Origin of the sequence: uncultured Erythrobacter sp. (assembly GCF_947492365.1) — a bacterium.
Classification (GTDB): Bacteria; Pseudomonadota; Alphaproteobacteria; order Sphingomonadales; family Sphingomonadaceae; genus Erythrobacter.
In genome coordinates, this window is record NZ_CANLMB010000001.1 from 882,390 (window position 1) to 899,896 (window position 17,507).

The window sequence follows — 17,507 nt, forward strand, 5'->3', positions numbered from 1 at the left end:
AGTCATGGGTGACTTCCTCCTTCTCGCCTTCATCCTGCTGATCGCCGGAGTTGTCGCTGTCCCGCTTGCCACGCGCTTCGGCCTCGGGTCGGTGCTGGGCTATCTGCTCGCGGGTGTGGCTGTCAGTCCGACTTTGCGGTTTCTCGACGTTGATGTCGCGGGGATGCAGCAATTCGCCGAGATCGGCGTGGTGATGATGCTCTTCATCATCGGTCTTGAGCTTGAACCCAAACGGCTCTGGCAAATGCGCCAGCGCTTGCTCGGATTGGGCGGCGGGCAGGTGTTGGTCACGACTTTGCTGATCGCAGGCGTGAGCCTGATGACCGGCGAGGAGTGGCGCACGGCAATTGCGGTGGGCATGATCCTCGCGCTTTCTTCGACCGCAATTGTGCTCCAGACCCTCGAGGAAAAGGGCCTGATGCGCACCCAGGGCGGGGAGGCGAGCTTCTCGGTCCTACTGGTTCAGGATGTCGCGGTGATCCTGATCTTGGCATTGCTGCCATTGCTGGCGATACCGGAACTTGTCGAAGCGGCGAGTACCGCTGGCGAAAACGCCGCAGATCACGGCCATGGCGGGCTGAGCCTTGTCGAAGGTTTGCCGGCATGGCTCGCGGGATTGATCACCATCGGATCAGTGGGGCTGGTCGTGTTCATCGGGGCCTATCTGACCCGCCCGGTTTTCCGTTTCATCGCCTCGGCAGAGTTGCGCGAGCTCTTCACCGCCGCTGCGCTGCTGTTCGTGATCGGAATCGCGCTGCTGATGTTGCTGGTCGGCCTGTCGCCAGCGCTCGGAGCGTTCATTGCTGGCGTAGTGCTGGCAAACAGCGAATATCGCCACGAACTCGAAGCGGATATCAGCCCGTTCAAGGGCCTGCTGCTTGGCCTGTTCTTCATCACCGTGGGAGCAGGAATCGACTTCAGCGCAGCAATTGCGCAGTTCAACTCGTTGCTCTTGTGGACGACTGTCTTGCTCGGCAGCAAGATGGTGGTGCTGTGGATCATCGCGAAAATGGCCGGACTTGTGGGGCAAGATCGCTGGCTGTTTACGCTCGGCCTAGCGCAGGCGGGCGAATTCGGGTTTGTGCTGATCGCCTATGCGTCGGGTAGCGCAGTGCTTGCGCCTGAGCTTTCAGAGTTCCTGCTGATGGTGGTGGCATTCTCGATGCTGCTAACGCCGCTATTGTTCATTCTCTTCGACAAGGTCGTCGTTCCCCGCTTCGTCTCTGGCGAAAGCCGCGAGTCAGATGCGATTGATGAAAGCAATGATATCATCCTTGCCGGGCGCGGACGGGTTGGCGGACTGATTGACCGCATTCTTGAAGCCGCGGGGCACCAATCGACCGTCATCGACTATGATTCGCGCCATATTGAGGCTCTCAAGAAATTCGGCGTCAAAAGCTATTTTGGCGATGCCACCCGTCCTGATCTGCTCGCCAGTGCGGGCATTGCAAAAGCAAAGCTTTTGATCGTGGCACTCGACGACAAGGAGCAGATCGACAAGCTTGTCTCCTATGCCATCAGCAACTTCCCCAAGCTGCATGTGATTGTGCGGGCGATCGACCGCGATCACGTCTATCGGCTTTGGTCGCTGGGATGCCGCGATATCATTCGGGAAACCTATGATGGATCTCTCAGGATGGGTCGATCTGCCCTGGAGGCACTTGGCAACGATCGGCAATCCGCGCAGGCGATGGTTGATGCTTTCGAAGCAATGGATCGCAACGCGATGATCGAGGTCGCCGATCTTTGGAGAGCCGACGTCCCTGCGTTTGACAACGAACCGCTGCTCGCACGGATCAACGAATTGCGGGGCGAATGGGATCGCAAACTGTCCGAGCAGATGGACGCGATCACGAAGCGCGGTTCTTGAGCTTTCTGGAATGTGGTTGGCGGACAGGGTGGGATTCGAACCCACGAAGGGCTTGCACCCTTGCCGGTTTTCAAGACCGGTGCATTCAACCGCTCTGCCACCTGTCCGCGCAGGAAAGCTCGCTAGCGATGCGAAGCCACCTTGTCACTACGAGATACGCAATCGCGATCATTTGTAGGAAAAAACAGCTGATCCGTGCCGGAGCAACTTTGAGTTTGGATTGAAACATGCAATTGCCGATAAGGTATAAGAGCGACGCTTCATACTCGCTCATGCCCGATTCAGATCTGCTGTGAGACACAAACTGACTATGCCGATCCAACGCTTCTTCGCCTTCGCGTTTCTGACCATTGCTACGCTGGGGTTGGGCTCAATCGCCGCGCCATCGCCAACACAGGCGCAGGTGGCTGCGCGCGACGGTATTGCTTTTGACGCCTATATGGAGCTGCTCAAGGCTCGTGCCCGCGCGGAGGGTGTGAGCGAGGCGACGATCCAGCGCATGACAGTTGGTCTCACTCCAAATGCACGGGTGATCCGACTCGATCAGGGACAGCCGGGCACGCCCACACGGCGCGGCTATCCGGCGCTTGCTCCCTATATCGCGACCCATGTGAATTCCGCGCGGATTGCTGGCGGACGAAGTGTGTTCCGCGCCCATAGCGGGCAGCTTCGCGCGATCGAACGCGAATATGGCGTGCCGGGCGAAATCGTCGTCGCGATCTTCGGGCATGAGACGAGCTACGGCCGCATCCGCGGGAATTTCGACCTGTCGCGCAGCCTTGCCACTCTCGCCTGGGAAGGCCGCCGCCGTGACCTCTTTGCAGGCGAGTGGGTGGCGTTGATGAAGGTCGCGGATCGCGGCTTCACGCGCGGTGAATTGGTGGGGAGCTATGCCGGAGCCTTCGGCAATCCGCAGTTTCTGCCGTCAGTCTATCTGCGCCTTGCCGTCGACGGAGACGGGGATGGGCGCGCGAACATCTTCAGCAACCGCGCGGATACATTCGCTTCGATTGCCAACTACTTCAAGGACGCCGGTTGGCGCAGCGGACAGCCCTGGGGCGTTCGCGCGGCTGTGCCTAGTGGCTTTGATGTCGATGCTTACAAAACTGAGCTTGTCGCCCCGGTTTGCCCGCGCGTCCACGAGCGTCACAGCCAGTGGAAAACAGTTGCCGAATGGCGCGCGCTGGGCGTGCAGCCGCAGCGACCTTTGCCTGACGACACCCTAACCTCGTTGTTCCAGCCAGACGGTCCGGGAACCCGCGCATGGCTCCTCACAGGAAATTACCGCGTGATCCTCGAATACAATTGCTCAAACTATTACGCGATGAGTGTTGGATTGCTGGCTGACGAAATCGTGAACTAAGCTTGCCGCGCCCTCGCATCTTGGTCGAGCCGCGCGTATATCGCTGGTCGTGTTTTCGAGAATGATCAGAACCATCGGCATGATTGCCGCATTGCTGTTTTCGGCGACCGCTCATGCGCAAGCCTCTCCTACAGTGCCGTCCGATAGCGACGCGCCGATTGCGATGCTGGTCGATGTCACCAGCGGACAAGTGCTCCATGCCCGCAATATCGACCGCCGCTTTGTCCCTGCTTCGATCACCAAGGTGATGACGCTCTTTCATGCATTCGAGCTTGTCGACGAAGGCAAACTCGATCCCGCGCAAGTGTTGACGATGCGCGACGAGACCTGGCGCGAATGGAACGGCGAAGGTTCGACCATGTGGATCAATGCCGGCGATACAGTGCCGGTTGAGAGCCTCCTCATGGGGATCGCCAATATCTCCGCCAATGACGCGTCGATCATGTTGGCAGAAGGCCATGCGGGTAGCGTGGCTGCGTGGGTCGATGCGATGAATGAACGCGCGCGCGGGCTTGCAATGACTGGCAGCCATTTCGGCACACCCAATGGCTGGCCGGATGAGGGGCGGACATTTACGACGGCGCGCGATCTTGTGACGCTCGCCGAGGCGATGATCGAGGGGCATCCGGAGAAGTATGCGCGCTATATGGGCAAGCCAGGCTACGCATATAGCGGTATCGAACAACCCAACCGCGACCCGATGATCGGACGGGTCGAAGGCGCCGACGGTATCAAGACCGGATACACCAACGAAGCTGGCTTCGGTTATCTCGGTACTGCTGCGCGCGACGGGCAGCGGCTTGTTCTGGTGGTCGCAGGCGTCTCGCGCAATGCGATCAGGGCGCGCGCTGCGCGTAGCTATCTCGAATGGGGATTCAGTGCCTTTGACCGCGAGCAGTTGTTCGTTGCAGGCGAGAGCGTCGGCAATGCACGGGTGCAGGATGGCAGCGCTCGTGCGGTGATGTTGCGAACGGATCGGGCGGTGTTCGTCAATGTGCCAAGCGGACGCACTGCCGATCTCAGGCTTTCGATACGCTATGATGGACCCGTGCGAGCGCCGATCCATGCCGGAGACGAAATTGCCACTTTGGTGATCGAAGTTCCCGATATGGAGCCGGCGCAAGTTCCTTTGCTGGCGGCTGAGAGCGTCGCCGAAGCAGGTTTTTTCGCGCGTATTATCAATGGAGTGGCGGGGTGGTTCTCGTGACCTCTACACCAAAATACGGCCGCTTCATTGCCTTTGAAGGCGGTGAGGGAACCGGAAAGAGCACCCAAAGCCGGATGCTGGCCGATGCTTTGCGCAAGGGTGGTAAGGTGGTCAAAGTTACCCGTGAACCCGGCGGAACTCCGGGCGCAGAAGCGATCCGCGAATTGCTGCTGCACCCACCGGGGGAAGGCTGGAACGCGCGCGCGGAAGCGCTGCTCTTTGCCGCATCGCGCTCGGATCACGTTGGGACCTTGATCCGGCCTGCACTGGCAGAAGGCACCTGGGTGATAAGCGACCGCTTTGTCGATTCAAGCCGTGCCTATCAAGGCGGGGCAGGGGGGCTGGGCGATGAGGCCATTCAGGCTCTCCACCAATTCGGCAGCGACGGCATGCGCCCCGATTGTACCATCCTGCTTGAAGTCGACGAAGCGCGACTTTCGGAGCGCCTCGCCGAACGCGACGGCGACACCAGCGATGCGATTGGCGGGCGCAGCATCGATTATCACCGTGAGGTCGCGCGCAGTTTCCGCAAACTGGCCGAGGCCGATCCGCACGGCTTCCGCATTGTGGACGGAACGGGCACTCCGCAAGAAGTCCATGCGCGTATCCTTGATGAGCTGCGCCCCCTGATCGAGGGCGAAGCCGCGTGACCGATTGGCCCAATCACACGAGCGCTTGGAGCGAATGGCGAGGCGCGATGAGCGGCTCGCGGATGCATCACGGGTGGATTCTTGCGGGCAAGAGCGGGTTGGGCAAACGTGATTTTGCGATGGCAGCCGCGCGCGAGTTGGTGGCTCAAGAAGGCATTCCGCAACCGGTTGGCGATCATTCGGATATAATCGAACTCACTTACGGTCCTAAGGACGACAAGGCCGAACGCGCCGCCGCTGATGGCAAGGATTACGAGCGCGCGCGATCGATCCGCGTGAAGCAAATCCGCGCGATGCAGAAACGGCTGAATACGCGCCCGACGTTGGGTGATCGCCGCGTGATCATCATCAATCCGGCTGACGAGATGGAGGTGAGCGCGGCCAATGCGCTGCTCAAGAGCCTTGAGGAACCGCCGCAAGGCACCTTCTTCGTGCTCGTGACCCACCGGCCTTCGCGATTGCTCCCGACGATTCGTTCGCGGTGCCGCGTGTTGCGTTTTCCGATCCTCAAGGATGCGCAGCTTGAGGCAATGCTCAAGGAAGCAGGGGCGCAAGGCGACATCGAAACTGCGATCCGCGCGGCCGAGGGCTCATTCGGGGCCGCACAGCGTTTTGCCGAGCAGGATCTTGCACCTGTCGCTGCGCTTGTCACCGACTTGCTGACCAAGGGTGATAACATCTTCAATGCGCGCGCAGAGCTGTCCCGCCTCATCGGAGCGCGCGCTGACCGTGTTCGTTTGCAGGCAATCATGGAGCTGGCTCAGGCGATCGCAGCAGGCCTCGCGCGGAGAACCGACAACAGCGCTCACCGCGCCTCTCTGGTTGAGGTGCACAGCGACCTCGTGACCCTCGCAGCGCAAGCGCCCAACTATAATTTCGACACCGGCCTGCTCACGCTTGAAATCGGCACCTTGCTCATGCGCGCCGCCCCCGCTAGCGCTCCTGCCCATGGCTGAAGCTGAAAACACACCGTACTACATCACCACTGCGATCAATTACCCCAATGGTCGCCCGCATATCGGGCATGCCTATGAGGGGATTGCCGCAGACGTCATCGCCCGATTCCAGCGGCTGCGAGGACGCGAAGTGCGCTTCCAGACGGGCACGGACGAGCATGGCCTCAAAATGGCGCGCAAGGCGGAAGAGCAGGGGCGCACCCCGCGCGAACTCGCCGATGAGATGTCGGGCTATTTCCGCGAGATGGACGAGAAGCTCAATATCAGCTTCGACCGATTTATCCGCACTGTTGAGGACGATCACCACCGCGCCAGTCAGGAAATCTGGCGGCGGATGGAGGCTGCGGGTGATCTCTATCTCGATCGCTACGAAGGCTGGTATTCAGTCCGCGACGAGGCCTATTACGACGAAAGCGAGCTGGTCGCAGGGGAGGGCGCCGAAAAGCTCTCACCCCAAGGCACTCCGGTGGAATGGACCGTCGAGGAAAGCTGGTTCTTCCGCCTGTCCAAATATCAGGAACCTTTGCTCGAATTGCTGCGTAAGCCGGGTTTTCTGGAACCGGCAAGCCGCCGCAACGAGATGATTGCCTTTGTCGAAGGGGGCCTGCGCGACCTGTCGGTCAGCCGCACAAGCTTTGACTGGGGTGTGAAGGTGCCGGGCAGCGACAATCACGTCATGTATGTCTGGGTTGATGCGCTCACCAATTACCTCACAGGCCTTGGCTTTCCCGGCGAGACGCCGGAAATGGAGACATTCTGGCCCGCCAGCCTGCACCTGATCGGCAAGGACATTGTGCGCTTCCACACGATCTACTGGCCGGCTTTCCTGATGAGCGCGAAGCTGCCTGTTCCCGACGCGGTGTTCGGCCACGGCTTTTTGCTCAATCGCGGGCAGAAGGAGTCGAAGTCGCTCGGCAATGTTACCGATCCGCTCGCGCTGGCAGACCAATTCGGCGTGGATGCCTTGCGCTATTTCTTGATGCGCGAAGTGGCATTCGGGCAGGACGGTAGTTATTCCGCCGAAGCAATTGTAACGCGGGCGAATGCCGAGCTGGCAAACAGTTTCGGCAACCTCGCGCAGCGCACTCTTTCCATGATTTTCAAGAACATGGACGGCAAGTTGGAGGCCTTTGAGAGCGCACCTGACGATGATGCGCTTCTTGGTGAGGTTTCGGACGCTTGCAGCAGTCTTCTTCCCGCCGAGTTTGAGAAGCTCAACTTTTCTCACGGCATCGAAGCGTGGATGCGCGCTGTCTATGCGTGCAATCAATATGTTGACGAGCAGGCGCCGTGGGGTCTGAAGAAAACCGATCCGGAGCGGATGAAGGTGGTGCTGCAAACGCTGTTCATTGCCATGCGTGACCTCACAATTGCGATTCAGCCTGTCATTCCGGAGAAGGCCGCCGCCTTGCTCGACCAGCTTGGAATTGGCGAGGGCGCGCGCGGTTACGCCTCTCTTGCCGACAGTGACTGGTTTGAGCGTCTGGTCGCGAGCGGTTTCACGGTCGACAAGCCGACGCCGCTCTTCCCGCGTCTCGAACTGCCCGAAGAGGACGCCGCTTGATGCTCGTCGATAGCCATTGCCATCTGGAGTACAAAGGTCTCGTTGAAGATCAGCAGGGCGTGCTCAGCCGTGCGCGTGAGGCGGGGGTGGGGGCCTTCCTCAATATCTCGACCAAAGAGTCCGAGTGGGAGCAAGTTGTTGCCACCGCGAACCGCGAACCAGATGTCTTCGCCAGCGTCGGCATTCACCCGCATCATGCCGACGACCATGAGGATCTGGGGCGTGCAAAGTTGCTCGCAGCGACCGAGAATTACCGCGTCATCGGAATTGGCGAGACGGGTCTCGACTATTTCTACGAACATTCGGATCGCAAAGTGCAAGCCGCCTTGTTCCGCATGCATATCGACGTTGCGCGCGAGACGGGCCTGCCAGTCATTATCCACACGCGCGATGCCGAGGATGATACGCTCCAGATTCTGAGTGAGGAGATGGAGAAGGGCGCGTTTCCCGCGCTGATCCATTGCTTCACCGCTTCGGCTGAATTCGGGCGCGAATGCCTCAAGCTGGGCCTCACAATCTCTCTTTCAGGCATTGTCACGTTCAAGAACGCCAAGGATTTGCAGGAAGCCGCCAAGGAAGTTCCGGCGGATCGCCTGTTGGTTGAGACGGACAGCCCGTTTCTCGCGCCGGTTCCCAATCGCGGCAAGACCTGCGAGCCTGCTTTCGTGGCTGACACAGCGCGTTTTGTCGCTGAATTGCGCGGGACCGATCCTGAACGCCTCGCTGAGCAGACGACCGAGAATTTCAGGCGGCTCTTTAGCAAGGCTGCCTTGTGAGTATGGGCCGGTGAAGCTCATCATGCTTGGATCAGGCACATCGACCGGTGTGCCGCGTATAGGCGGTGATGACGGCACTGGCGATTGGGGTGCCTGCGACCCCGAAGAACCCCGCAACCGCCGCACGCGCGTCTCAATCCTGGTTGAGAGCAATGAAGGCAAGCGGCTGCTGATCGACACCAGCTCCGACTGCCGCGCGCAGTTGCTGGCCAACAGGATCAACCGGATCGACGGTGTGTTCTGGACCCACGACCACGCCGATCACTGCCATGGAATCGATGACCTGCGCGTGTTGCGCTATGGCCGAAGTGGCCCGATCCCGGGTTATGCATCGAGCGAGACTGTCCGGCGACTGCGGCAACGCTTCGGCTATGTCTTTGCCGGGCAAGAGGGATATCCCACCATTTGCACGATCGACACGCTCGACCGGCTCAGAATGGTATCCGGTTTCGGTGTCGAATGGTGCCAGATGGAACATGGCCCCGGTGAAACGACCGGTTTTCGCTTTGAAGCGGACGGCAAGTCCATCGCTTATGCTACTGATTTCAGTTCGATTTCTGACGAGATGATTGATCTTTATGAAGGCGTCGACATTCTCGTTAGCGATTGCCTGCGCCGCAATCCGCACCCAACCCATGCGCATCTCGCGATGGCATTGGAACTGGCTGAACGAACCGGAGCCAATCGGCTTGTGCTAAGCCATCTCGACAAGAGTATGGATTATCGCAGTCTGGTGGATGAAGTGCCGGAACATGTTACCGTGGGTTATGACGGTTTGGAGATGATTGCATGAATGAAGGTGCATGGATTTCGATTGTAGCGATGCTCGGTTGGTTGATCCTTGCCGGGAGCGCTCTGGCTAGTTTTAAGCTTGGTTGGAGCAAGATTGCGCAAATGGCGCTTGTTTGGTTCGCAATATTTGCAGGGCTGTATGTGGTTGCGGATCTGTTGGGGATTAGGCTGCCGACTTGAGGTCGCCCCCTGATGCCCGACCTCAATTTAACATAATATATATTATCATTCTACCAGATCGCTTATGACCCTATCTCCCCTTTCGCCTCAAATAGACCGCCTCCTCTCAATCATGGCGCGTCTGCGCGATCCCAAGCGAGGTTGCGAATGGGATGTCGCGCAGACTTTTGAAACTATCGCACCCTATACAATCGAAGAAGCCTACGAAGTTTCCGACGCTATCGAACGCCAGGATATGGACGAACTGCGCGGCGAGCTCGGTGACCTGCTGCTCCAAGTCGTCTTCCATGCGCGTATGGCTGAGGAAGCTGGTCATTTTGCCTTCGAAGACGTCGCGCGATCGATCAGCGACAAGATGGAAGCGCGGCACCCGCACATCTTCGGCTCAGAAACAGGTGTGATGGATGGTAAACGCTGGGAGGACATCAAAGCCAGTGAACGCGCAGATACCGGTGCTAAGAGCGCCATGGACGGCGTTGCTCAGGCCCTCCCGGCACTGATGCGGTCAGAGAAGTTGCAAAAGCGCGCCGCGCGCGTCGGGTTTGAATGGCATGATGTCAAAGGTCCTCGCGACAAGCTCTTGGAAGAACTCGAAGAATTGGAAGAAGCCAGCGAAGACGAAAAACTCGTTGAAGCGGGCGATGTGTTGTTCGTCGCCGTCAATATCGTGCGTCGGTATGGAGTTGATGCCGAACAGGCGCTCAAAGCGTCGAACGCAAAATTCGAGCGGCGTTTCCGGCAAATGGAGGAGCTAGCTGCCGCAGATGGCGCGGATTTCGAAGCGCTTTCGCTCGATGAGCAGGAAGGCTACTGGCAGCGGGTAAAGAAAAACGAAAAAGCCTTTTAAATTCAAAATCAAAGCGTCGAATATTGACCCAATTCCTTCGGGTTGAGGCGGACAGTCAAGCGCCTCAAAGGACCCTGCTCCCCTTCCCCTGCATCTTCCTCTTCCAAGACATCGCCATGCGCATGCAGCCACGCAATTCGGCGGCCATCTGATACGGGCAAAGTCACCGTGACTTCGCTCGCCTTTGTGGTGAGCATCTGCCCGGTCTTTTCTGCGAAATCGTCAATCCCGTCACCCAACGCTGCCGAAACAAGCACAGCTTCTTGCGCGCTTGCGGCTTCTTTCAGCGCCTCGAGCCGGTCTGGATCAAGTAGATCGGCCTTGTTCCACACTTCGAGGATCGGGATATCGCTTGTGCCAGTTGCGCCGTCGATAACGCCAAGATCGGCAAGCACTTCCATCACCTGCTTCTTTTGCGCGGCATGAGCCGGATTGGCCATGTCACGCACGTGGCAGATGATGTCAGCCCCGGTGACTTCTTCCAGCGTTGCGCGGAATGCTGCGACAAGCTGAGTTGGCAGATCGGAGATGAAGCCAACGGTGTCGGATAAGATTGCCTTCTCGACACCGGGCAGACTGATTGCGCGCATTGTTGGGTCAAGCGTGGCGAAAAGCAGGTCTTCAGCCATGACCTCTGCACCGGTCAAGCGATTGAACAAAGTGGACTTTCCGGCGTTGGTGTAGCCAACTAACGCGATCACGGGCCAGGGTGCCCTTCCCCGCCGTTCACGGTGCAAAGTGCGGGTCTTGCGAACCTGTTCAAGCTCTCGGCGAAGGCGTCCCATCCGTTGACGGATCATCCGCCGATCGGCCTCGATCTGTGTCTCACCCGGACCGCCAAGAAAGCCGAATCCGCCGCGTTGGCGCTCAAGGTGGGTCCAACTGCGCACAAGGCGGCTTTGCTGGTAGTCGAGATGCGCAAGTTCGACCTGCAAGCGGCCTTCAGCGGTCGCTGCGCGCTCACCGAAGATTTCAAGGATCAGGCCGGTTCGGTCGATCACCTTGCGCTTGAGCCGGTCCTCGAGGTTGCGTTGCTGGATCGGCGAGAGCGCGCCATCAACGATGACCAGCTCGCACTCATATTGCTCGCACCAGATCTTGATATTCTCGACCTGACCTGATCCGAACAGCGTGTTGGGCTGCATCTGGCGGATCGGCAGAACCGTCGAATGCTCAATCTCCACACCGATCGCGAGCGCCAGACCTTCAGCCTCCGCTAGACGATCCTTTGCATCAAGATCGTAGCGGAAGCTCCTGATATCAGGGCACAAGACCAGGCTTCGCGCACCGCGCGTTACCTCGTCCATCAATGTTTCATCGAAGCTCAGTAGTCGGTCCCGAAATCGTCGGCGTCGTCATCTTCGTCTACATCCTCGCCATCATCGCCGGACAGATCGACAGGACTCGCGGGTTGGATTGTCGAAACGGCATGTTTGTAAGCAAGCTGCACCGCGCCATCGCGTTCGAGCAGCATGCAGAACAGATCATAGGCTGCGATCCGCCCTTGCAGCATCACGCCGTTTACGAGGAACATGGTCACTTGAACGCCGGCATCGCTCACCCGGCTGAGGAAGACATCCTGCAGTTGGCGCTGCTTGTGTTTGCCGCCGCGATTTCCAAACTGTTCGGCATCGACCGGCCCGCTGGGCATAATGGTCGAGATCGCGTGCTTATAGACCAGCTGCGACTGGCCATCGCGCCGCAAAAGGATCGAAAAATTATCGAACCAGGTGACAATACCCTGAAGTTTAACGCCTTTTACAAGGAACATCGTCACCGGAACCTTGTTCTTGCGCAAAAGGTTCAGGAAGGCGTCCTGAAGATTTCCCTGCCGCGCTGCACTGGATCCGGCGCTGCTGCCTTGATCGGCGTCGGGGCTCCGAGGGCGCGGAGAGAGAGTTCGCCCATTGGACATATTATGCTCCTGTTTATTGGCGGCCGTCCTTACGGTCCGCGATATCGCTACACTCGCGCCGTTCCGCGATGTGAAGCTCGACCAGCATAATGGCGCGTGCTGGCCGCACTCGCAACGCTAGAATTTCTTCCAATCGACGAGCGTCATATTGTTACGGCGAATAACGCGCGGACTTGGATGTTATCGAGCCTTGCGCTCTGCTTCGCGCCGTTCGGCCATGCCAAGCAGCTTAAGCTTGCGATGAAGCGCAGACCTCTCCATCCCAATAAAGGTCGCTGTTTTGGAGATATTCCCCGAAAAACGGCGGATCTGGATGGTGAGGTATTCGCGTTCAAAGCTTTCGCGCGCCTCTCGCAAAGGCACGCCCATCATCGCAGTCAGCCCCTGCCCTGAAGCCGCAAGCCGCCCGCCCGTAATCTCGCCCGGTAGCATGTCGGTTTCGACCACGGTCAAACGTTCGCGCGGTGTCATGATGATCGTGCGCTCAACCACATTGCGAAGCTGGCGAACATTTCCCGGCCAGTCATAGGCCTGAAGAGCAGCCATAGCTTCTTCTGAGATTTCGGGTGCTGGAAGGCCCTGGTCGGAGGAATAGCGGGTGAAGAAATGCTCTGCCAATGCGGGGATATCGTCACGGCGCTCGGACAGTGAGGGGATCGAGACCGGCACAACATTCAGACGGTAGAACAGATCTTCACGGAAGCGCTTCTCTTCCATCTCGGCTGCGAGATCGCGCGATGTGGAGGAGACCACGCGCACATCCACGCCGATCTGGCGGGTGCCGCCGACGCGGACAAAGCTCTGCTCGGTCAACACGCGCAAGATACGCGCCTGCGTCGACAAAGGCATATCGGCAACTTCATCGAGATAGAGAGTGCCGCCGTCAGCCATTTCGAGGAGGCCCGGTCGAACCTGCTTGCCGTCCGCTTCCTCGCCAAACAGCTCCTGTTCAAAACGTTCGGGTGTGATGCGGGCCGAGTTGACGAGCACGAAGGCGCTGTCGGACCGATTACTCCATGAATGCAGCATCCGCGCGGCAACTTCCTTGCCCGCCCCTGCTGGTCCCGAAATTAGCACCCGGCTACCGGTATTCGCCACGCGTTTGAGGGTCGCGCGGACCGCGTTGATCGCAGGCGAATTGCCGGTGAAATCGGCGCTTCCCCAGCTGGAATCGCGAAGCTGCGTGTTCTCGCGCCGCAGACGCTCGGTCTCGGTTGCACGCTCGACCAGCAGCAACAGCCGGGAGGCCTCGAACGGCTTCTCGATAAAGTCCATCGCCCCGCGCCCGACTGCCGACACGGCGGTGTCGATATTGCCATGACCGGAGAATATGATGACAGGCAGATCGGGCTCACGCTGCTTAATCGCGTCAAGCATTTCGAGCCCATCCATATCGCTCCCGTGCAGCCAAACATCCAGGAGGACGAGGCTCGGCCGACGCTCGTCAATCGCAGCGAGCGCGCTGGTGCTGTCGGCGGCGGTGCGGCATTCATAGCCTTCATCGCCAAGCACGCCGGCAACCAGTTCGCGAATATCGCGTTCATCATCGACTATCAGGATATCAAGCGCCATGCGCTACTCCTTGTGAGGGGATCGGTCCGCGGGGACCGTGAGGGGTTCGTTTGAAGTCGGTCTTGGGTGACATCACGCTGGCTCGCAGCCGGGATCATCGGGCACTCTGGCAAAGCGCAATGTGACACGCGTGCCGCCATCTGCGCCGCTGGCAAAGCTCATATCGCCGCCGTGCTCATCGACGATTTTGTTGACGATTGCGAGGCCCAGCCCCGTGCCCTTTTCTCGTGTGGTCACATAGGGTTCAACAATACGCTCCCGGTCAGAGGGCAGCCCGATGCCGTTATCCTCGACCATGATGGCGATACGGTCGCCATGGTCTTCCATCGTCACGCCGATCTTGCCGGAGAACTGCGCGTCTTCTTCGGCGGCGCGCGCTTCGACCGCTTCGACGGCGTTCTTGAGCACATTGGTCATCGCCTGACCAAGCTGGTGGCGGTCGCATTCGATCATGCGGTCGGAGAGGTCGTTTGCAGATACGCCAAATGCGATTTCGGAATGTGCAACTTCCTGCAGGAACACCGCCTGCCGGACCAGGTCGAGCGCGTCCTCGTTGCGGAACACCGGCTTGGGCAGACGCGCAAACGAAGAGAATTCATCGACCATCTTGCGCAGATCACCCACTTGCCGAACGATGGTGTTGGTAAGCTCGTCAAACAGCTCGCCATCCTCGACCTCGACCTGTTTGCGATAACGGCGCTTGAGCCGCTCGGTTGCAAGCTGGATTGGGGTGAGTGGGTTCTTGATCTCATGAGCGATCCGGCGGGCAACATCGGACCATGCTGCCTGTCTCTGATCGAGCAATTGGCGGGTGATGTCTTCGAAGGTGATGACATGGCCGCTGCTGCCTGGCGCAACCTTGACCGCAAGCGTTAGCAATTCGCCGTCTTTGGCATGGTTGACGATGGCCCGGTCCCTGCCCTCACTCACCATCTGGCAAATTTCGGGCGAGAGCGCGTCGAGGCCCTGCCCGCCGAAATCTTCGCCGAGGAGCCCTTGCGCGGAACTGTTCATCAGCAGAACCCGGCTTTCATCATCGACCGAGATTACACCTGCCGTGACCGATTCCAGCACCGCTTCCATAAAGGCGCGGCGATCGTCGATCTGGCGATTGGCGCTGACGAGAGCATCGGTCTGCTTTTCGAGTTGCGCGGTCATGCGGTTGAACGCGCGATTGAGTAGGCCAATCTCGTCCGCTCCGGTGCGACCTTCGACCCGTAGAGCAAAGTTGCCCTGCCCCACCTTGCGCGCAGCACCGACTAGATCAGTCAAAGGCTCAACCTGACGGTCGGCAAAGCGCAGGGCAAACCAAACCGCAATCCCCACGAGCAGTAGGCTCATTGCGATCAAGGCGATGTTGAAGCGCAGTTGAAGTGTGCGGGCCTCTTCGGTCAGCGTCTCGTACGAGGCAGAGATCGACTGTGCGATTTCCCATTGCTGGAACATCTCTTCTTCGGTTGTACGCGCATTGTAGAGATAGACACCGGTCTCGCGGTCAATCGGTGCAATCGCAGCGATCCGCTCGGCGCTGCCCTCCACCACGACAAATTCGCCAGCGTCAAGGCGTGCAAGTGCGGCCATGCTGAAGGCAAGAGGGCTGTTGTCTTCAAGCAGGTTCATGATCGCGGCGGTTCGTAACGTGCCATCATCCATACGTTGGAGGATTGCGCTTTCAGAGATTTCGCGCCCCTGCGCCTGAAATGCATAGAAATCGGGGAAGTCAGGATCGGTGATCGGCACACGTCGGAGAATGTCACCCATATCGACAGCCATTGTGATCGTGTGCTGCTCTACGTCGCGCTGATTGGCGTCATAATAACCTGCTGCCAGCGTGTTGGCGTTCTCCACCAACCCTCGAGAATCGTCGGAGAACCAAAACGCTACGCCCGTCTGGAATAGAAAGGCAGCGAAGCCTGCGACCAGCAAGGTCGGCACTGCCGCAATGACCGAGAAGAAGAAAACGAGGCGCACATGCAGCCGCGCGGTGCTTCCGGCTGCACGCCGCAGAGCCATCCTGCGGCCAATCAACACGATTATCGCCAGCGCGGGCACCAAGACCGCCACCATCAGCAGCGAGACTTGCAAGGATGGCAGCCCGCCCGAATCTGCCGGTTGGCCGGAATAGGCAGCGTAATTCGCGCCCAAAGCAACAAGCAGCGCGATAATCGAGAGCACTTCTAGCCATATGAAGATGTTGGCGCGGCGCGAAGTGACTACAAATTGTCGCCACCAGCGCGGGGACTGGCGCAACCCTGGACGCGCTCCGCCGGACGCCTCCGCGCCAAGATTCTCAGAGGGGGTCAGCGTGGTGCCTTCCATAGTTGCCTAGTTACAACGATAGTGTTGCAAGGATGCAAGCTAAAAGTGACAAATAGGTCGCAGTTCTGCGTCAGGCCGGTCTCGCAAAGCGATCAGGTACGATTCCGAGTTCATTGATCCGTTTGCGCAAGGTGTTGCGATTGATCCCGAGCAGCTTGGCCGCGCGCACTTGGTTGCCGCCGGTTACACCTAGTGCATGCTCGATCAGTGGCTTTTCGAATGCCGCCAATGCTGCTGCATAAACTGTCCCCGATGCCGGCACCTCTTTTGCAAGCCATTGGTCGAGCGCAGCACCGATCCCGCCCTCACCGCCCCCCTGTCCTGCAGCAAAGGCGGTGTCCTCGCCAAGGATGTCAGTCAGGCTCACCGCATCGATCAAGTCCTCGCGCGCCATCAGACAAAGGCGATAGATGACGTTGCGCAGTTCACGCACATTGCCCCGCCATGCGCGTTGCTCGAGCGCCTCGATGGCTCCGTGCGCGAGTTGGCGTCGAGGCAGACCGTCTTCTGCAGCTTGCGCAAGGAAGTGCTGCGAAAGCACTTCGATATCCTCGCGGCGCTCGCGCAAAGGTGGCAGCTCGATGGGAACAACATTGAGCCGATAGAAAAGGTCCTCGCGAAATTCTCCTGCAGCAATCATCGGTGCAAGATCGCGGTTGGTTGCGGCGATGATCCGGACGTTGACCGCGATTTCCTGCCGTCCGCCAACGCGCCGGATCCGGCCTGACTGAAGCGCACGCAAGAGCCGTGTCTGGGCCTCCGCAGGCATGTCACCGATTTCGTCCAGAAACAGCGTGCCGCCATTGGCCTGCTCAAACTTACCGATCGCCTGCGCGATCGCGCCCGTGAACGCACCCTTTTCGTGCCCGAACAGCTCGCTTTCGATCAATTCGCGCGGGATCGCGGCTGTGTTGACCGCAACAAAGGGGCCAGTGCGCCGCGCACCGAGCTGATGGATTGCTTCTGCGACGAGTTCTTTGCCTGTCCCGCTTTCTCCTGTGACGAGCACGGTGAGGTCGTTGCGCAGCACACGCGTAATCATCCGGTAGACGCCCTGCATCGCAGGGCTGCGCCCGACTAGCGGCATGCTTTCTTCAGGCCCAGGTTCAGAGATATCTGTGCTTGCAGCCCTCCCTCCAACCGCCTGAACCACCGCGCGCACGAGTTCATCGAGGTCGAAGGGTTTGGGGAAATACTCGAATGCATCGCCCTCGCTCGCGCGCACTGCAGTGTCGAGTGTGTTTTGCGCAGACAGCACGATTACCGGCATGTCGGGCGCGGCGGAGCGCACAGAGGAAAGGCTCGCCAACCCGTCTCCATCTTCGAGCATGACGTCTGTGAGCATCGCGTCAAAGTCGCGTTCGAAAAGCAGGGCATCCCGCTCGGCTATTGATGCGCACCGCAGGATTGCAAAACCCTCATCCTCCAGCGCAGCTGTAATAACCGCCACAATCGCGCTGTCATCTTCAACCAGGAGTATGGTGCCGGACATGTGC

15 protein-coding genes and 1 tRNA gene are annotated in these 17,507 nt (G+C 59.2%); 10 read left to right on the top strand and 6 right to left on the bottom strand.

Annotation, left to right across the window (positions count from 1 at the left end):
- Positions 1-4: 4 nt before the first annotated feature.
- A complete protein-coding gene (locus tag Q0887_RS04310) occupies positions 5-1,870 on the top strand; it encodes a cation:proton antiporter (RefSeq protein ID WP_299192621.1) in 1,866 nt (621 codons plus the stop codon).
- 17 nt (positions 1,871-1,887) lie between these two features.
- On the opposite strand, the gene Q0887_RS04315 is transcribed toward Q0887_RS04310, so the two are convergent.
- A tRNA-Ser gene (locus Q0887_RS04315) sits at positions 1,888-1,977 on the bottom strand.
- A gap of 203 nt (positions 1,978-2,180) precedes the next feature.
- Between Q0887_RS04315 and Q0887_RS04320 the strand changes: the two genes are divergently transcribed.
- From Q0887_RS04320 to mazG, 9 genes are all read left to right on the top strand, one after another.
- Positions 2,181-3,233, top strand: coding sequence for a lytic murein transglycosylase (locus Q0887_RS04320; protein ID WP_299192623.1), 1,053 nt, complete (start codon positions 2,181-2,183; stop codon positions 3,231-3,233).
- A 61-nt stretch (positions 3,234-3,294) separates the two neighbouring features.
- Entirely contained in the window at positions 3,295-4,440 is a 1,146-nt protein-coding gene (locus Q0887_RS04325; RefSeq protein ID WP_299192624.1) for a D-alanyl-D-alanine carboxypeptidase family protein, read from the top strand.
- Positions 4,437-5,090, top strand: a complete 654-nt coding sequence (tmk, locus tag Q0887_RS04330) for a dTMP kinase (RefSeq protein WP_299192625.1) — start codon at positions 4,437-4,439, stop codon at positions 5,088-5,090. Before Q0887_RS04325 ends, tmk begins: the two co-directional genes overlap by 4 nt.
- Complete coding sequence (locus Q0887_RS04335) at positions 5,087-6,046, top strand: DNA polymerase III subunit delta' (RefSeq protein ID WP_299192627.1); 960 nt, start codon at positions 5,087-5,089, stop codon at positions 6,044-6,046. The genes tmk and Q0887_RS04335 overlap by 4 nt, the downstream gene beginning before the upstream one ends.
- Positions 6,039-7,610 carry a methionine--tRNA ligase gene (metG, locus tag Q0887_RS04340; RefSeq protein ID WP_299192629.1) on the top strand — a complete coding sequence of 524 codons (1,572 nt, stop codon included), beginning with the start codon at positions 6,039-6,041 and terminating at the stop codon, positions 7,608-7,610. The genes Q0887_RS04335 and metG overlap by 8 nt, the downstream gene beginning before the upstream one ends.
- Complete coding sequence (locus Q0887_RS04345; protein ID WP_299195236.1) at positions 7,610-8,386, top strand: TatD family hydrolase; 777 nt, start codon at positions 7,610-7,612, stop codon at positions 8,384-8,386. Before metG ends, Q0887_RS04345 begins: the two co-directional genes overlap by 1 nt.
- Before the next feature lie 10 nt (positions 8,387-8,396).
- Positions 8,397-9,179, top strand: coding sequence for an MBL fold metallo-hydrolase (locus tag Q0887_RS04350; RefSeq protein WP_299192630.1), 783 nt, complete (start codon positions 8,397-8,399; stop codon positions 9,177-9,179).
- On the top strand, positions 9,176-9,358 hold the full coding sequence (locus Q0887_RS04355) for a hypothetical protein (RefSeq protein WP_299192632.1): 183 nt from the start codon (positions 9,176-9,178) through the stop codon (positions 9,356-9,358). Before Q0887_RS04350 ends, Q0887_RS04355 begins: the two co-directional genes overlap by 4 nt.
- A 64-nt stretch (positions 9,359-9,422) precedes the next feature.
- The gene (mazG, locus tag Q0887_RS04360; RefSeq protein WP_299192634.1) at positions 9,423-10,205 is read left to right on the top strand and encodes a nucleoside triphosphate pyrophosphohydrolase; all 783 of its coding nucleotides are present in this window, start codon (positions 9,423-9,425) and stop codon (positions 10,203-10,205) included.
- A gap of 8 nt (positions 10,206-10,213) precedes the next feature.
- On the opposite strand, the gene hflX is transcribed toward mazG, so the two are convergent.
- From hflX to Q0887_RS04385, 5 genes are all read right to left on the bottom strand, one after another.
- Entirely contained in the window at positions 10,214-11,512 is a 1,299-nt protein-coding gene (hflX, locus tag Q0887_RS04365) for a GTPase HflX (RefSeq protein WP_299192635.1), read from the bottom strand.
- Positions 11,513-11,529: 17 nt separating this feature from the next.
- Complete coding sequence (gene hfq / locus Q0887_RS04370) at positions 11,530-12,120, bottom strand: RNA chaperone Hfq (RefSeq protein ID WP_299192637.1); 591 nt, start codon at positions 12,118-12,120, stop codon at positions 11,530-11,532.
- A gap of 180 nt (positions 12,121-12,300) precedes the next feature.
- Positions 12,301-13,692 (bottom strand): sigma-54 dependent transcriptional regulator, encoded by a 1,392-nt coding sequence (locus Q0887_RS04375; protein WP_299192639.1) that lies wholly within the window; start codon positions 13,690-13,692, stop codon positions 12,301-12,303.
- A gap of 72 nt (positions 13,693-13,764) precedes the next feature.
- Entirely contained in the window at positions 13,765-16,011 is a 2,247-nt protein-coding gene (locus tag Q0887_RS04380; RefSeq protein WP_299192641.1) for an ATP-binding protein, read from the bottom strand.
- Between the two features lie 70 nt (positions 16,012-16,081).
- Positions 16,082-17,503, bottom strand: coding sequence for a sigma-54 dependent transcriptional regulator (locus Q0887_RS04385; protein ID WP_299192643.1), 1,422 nt, complete (start codon positions 17,501-17,503; stop codon positions 16,082-16,084).
- Positions 17,504-17,507 lie beyond the last annotated feature (4 nt).

Excerpts from the sequence above, each read along its gene's own strand:
- Q0887_RS04380 (WP_299192641.1), bottom strand. The coding sequence starts at position 16,011 with ATGGAAGGCACCACGCTGACCCCCTCTGAGAATCTTGGCGCGGAGGCG.
- Q0887_RS04310 (WP_299192621.1), top strand. The coding sequence starts at position 5 with ATGGGTGACTTCCTCCTTCTCGCCTTCATCCTGCTGATCGCCGGAGTT.
- Q0887_RS04325 (WP_299192624.1), top strand. The coding sequence starts at position 3,295 with ATGATCAGAACCATCGGCATGATTGCCGCATTGCTGTTTTCGGCGACC.
- hfq (WP_299192637.1), bottom strand. The coding sequence starts at position 12,120 with ATGTCCAATGGGCGAACTCTCTCTCCGCGCCCTCGGAGCCCCGACGCC.
- hflX (WP_299192635.1), bottom strand. The coding sequence starts at position 11,512 with ATGGACGAGGTAACGCGCGGTGCGCGAAGCCTGGTCTTGTGCCCTGAT.
- Q0887_RS04345 (WP_299195236.1), top strand. The coding sequence starts at position 7,610 with ATGCTCGTCGATAGCCATTGCCATCTGGAGTACAAAGGTCTCGTTGAA.
- Q0887_RS04375 (WP_299192639.1), bottom strand. The coding sequence starts at position 13,692 with ATGGCGCTTGATATCCTGATAGTCGATGATGAACGCGATATTCGCGAA.
- Q0887_RS04320 (WP_299192623.1), top strand. The coding sequence starts at position 2,181 with ATGCCGATCCAACGCTTCTTCGCCTTCGCGTTTCTGACCATTGCTACG.
- metG (WP_299192629.1), top strand. The coding sequence starts at position 6,039 with ATGGCTGAAGCTGAAAACACACCGTACTACATCACCACTGCGATCAAT.
- Q0887_RS04355 (WP_299192632.1), top strand. The coding sequence starts at position 9,176 with ATGAATGAAGGTGCATGGATTTCGATTGTAGCGATGCTCGGTTGGTTG.
- Q0887_RS04385 (WP_299192643.1), bottom strand. The coding sequence starts at position 17,503 with ATGTCCGGCACCATACTCCTGGTTGAAGATGACAGCGCGATTGTGGCG.
- mazG (WP_299192634.1), top strand. The coding sequence starts at position 9,423 with ATGACCCTATCTCCCCTTTCGCCTCAAATAGACCGCCTCCTCTCAATC.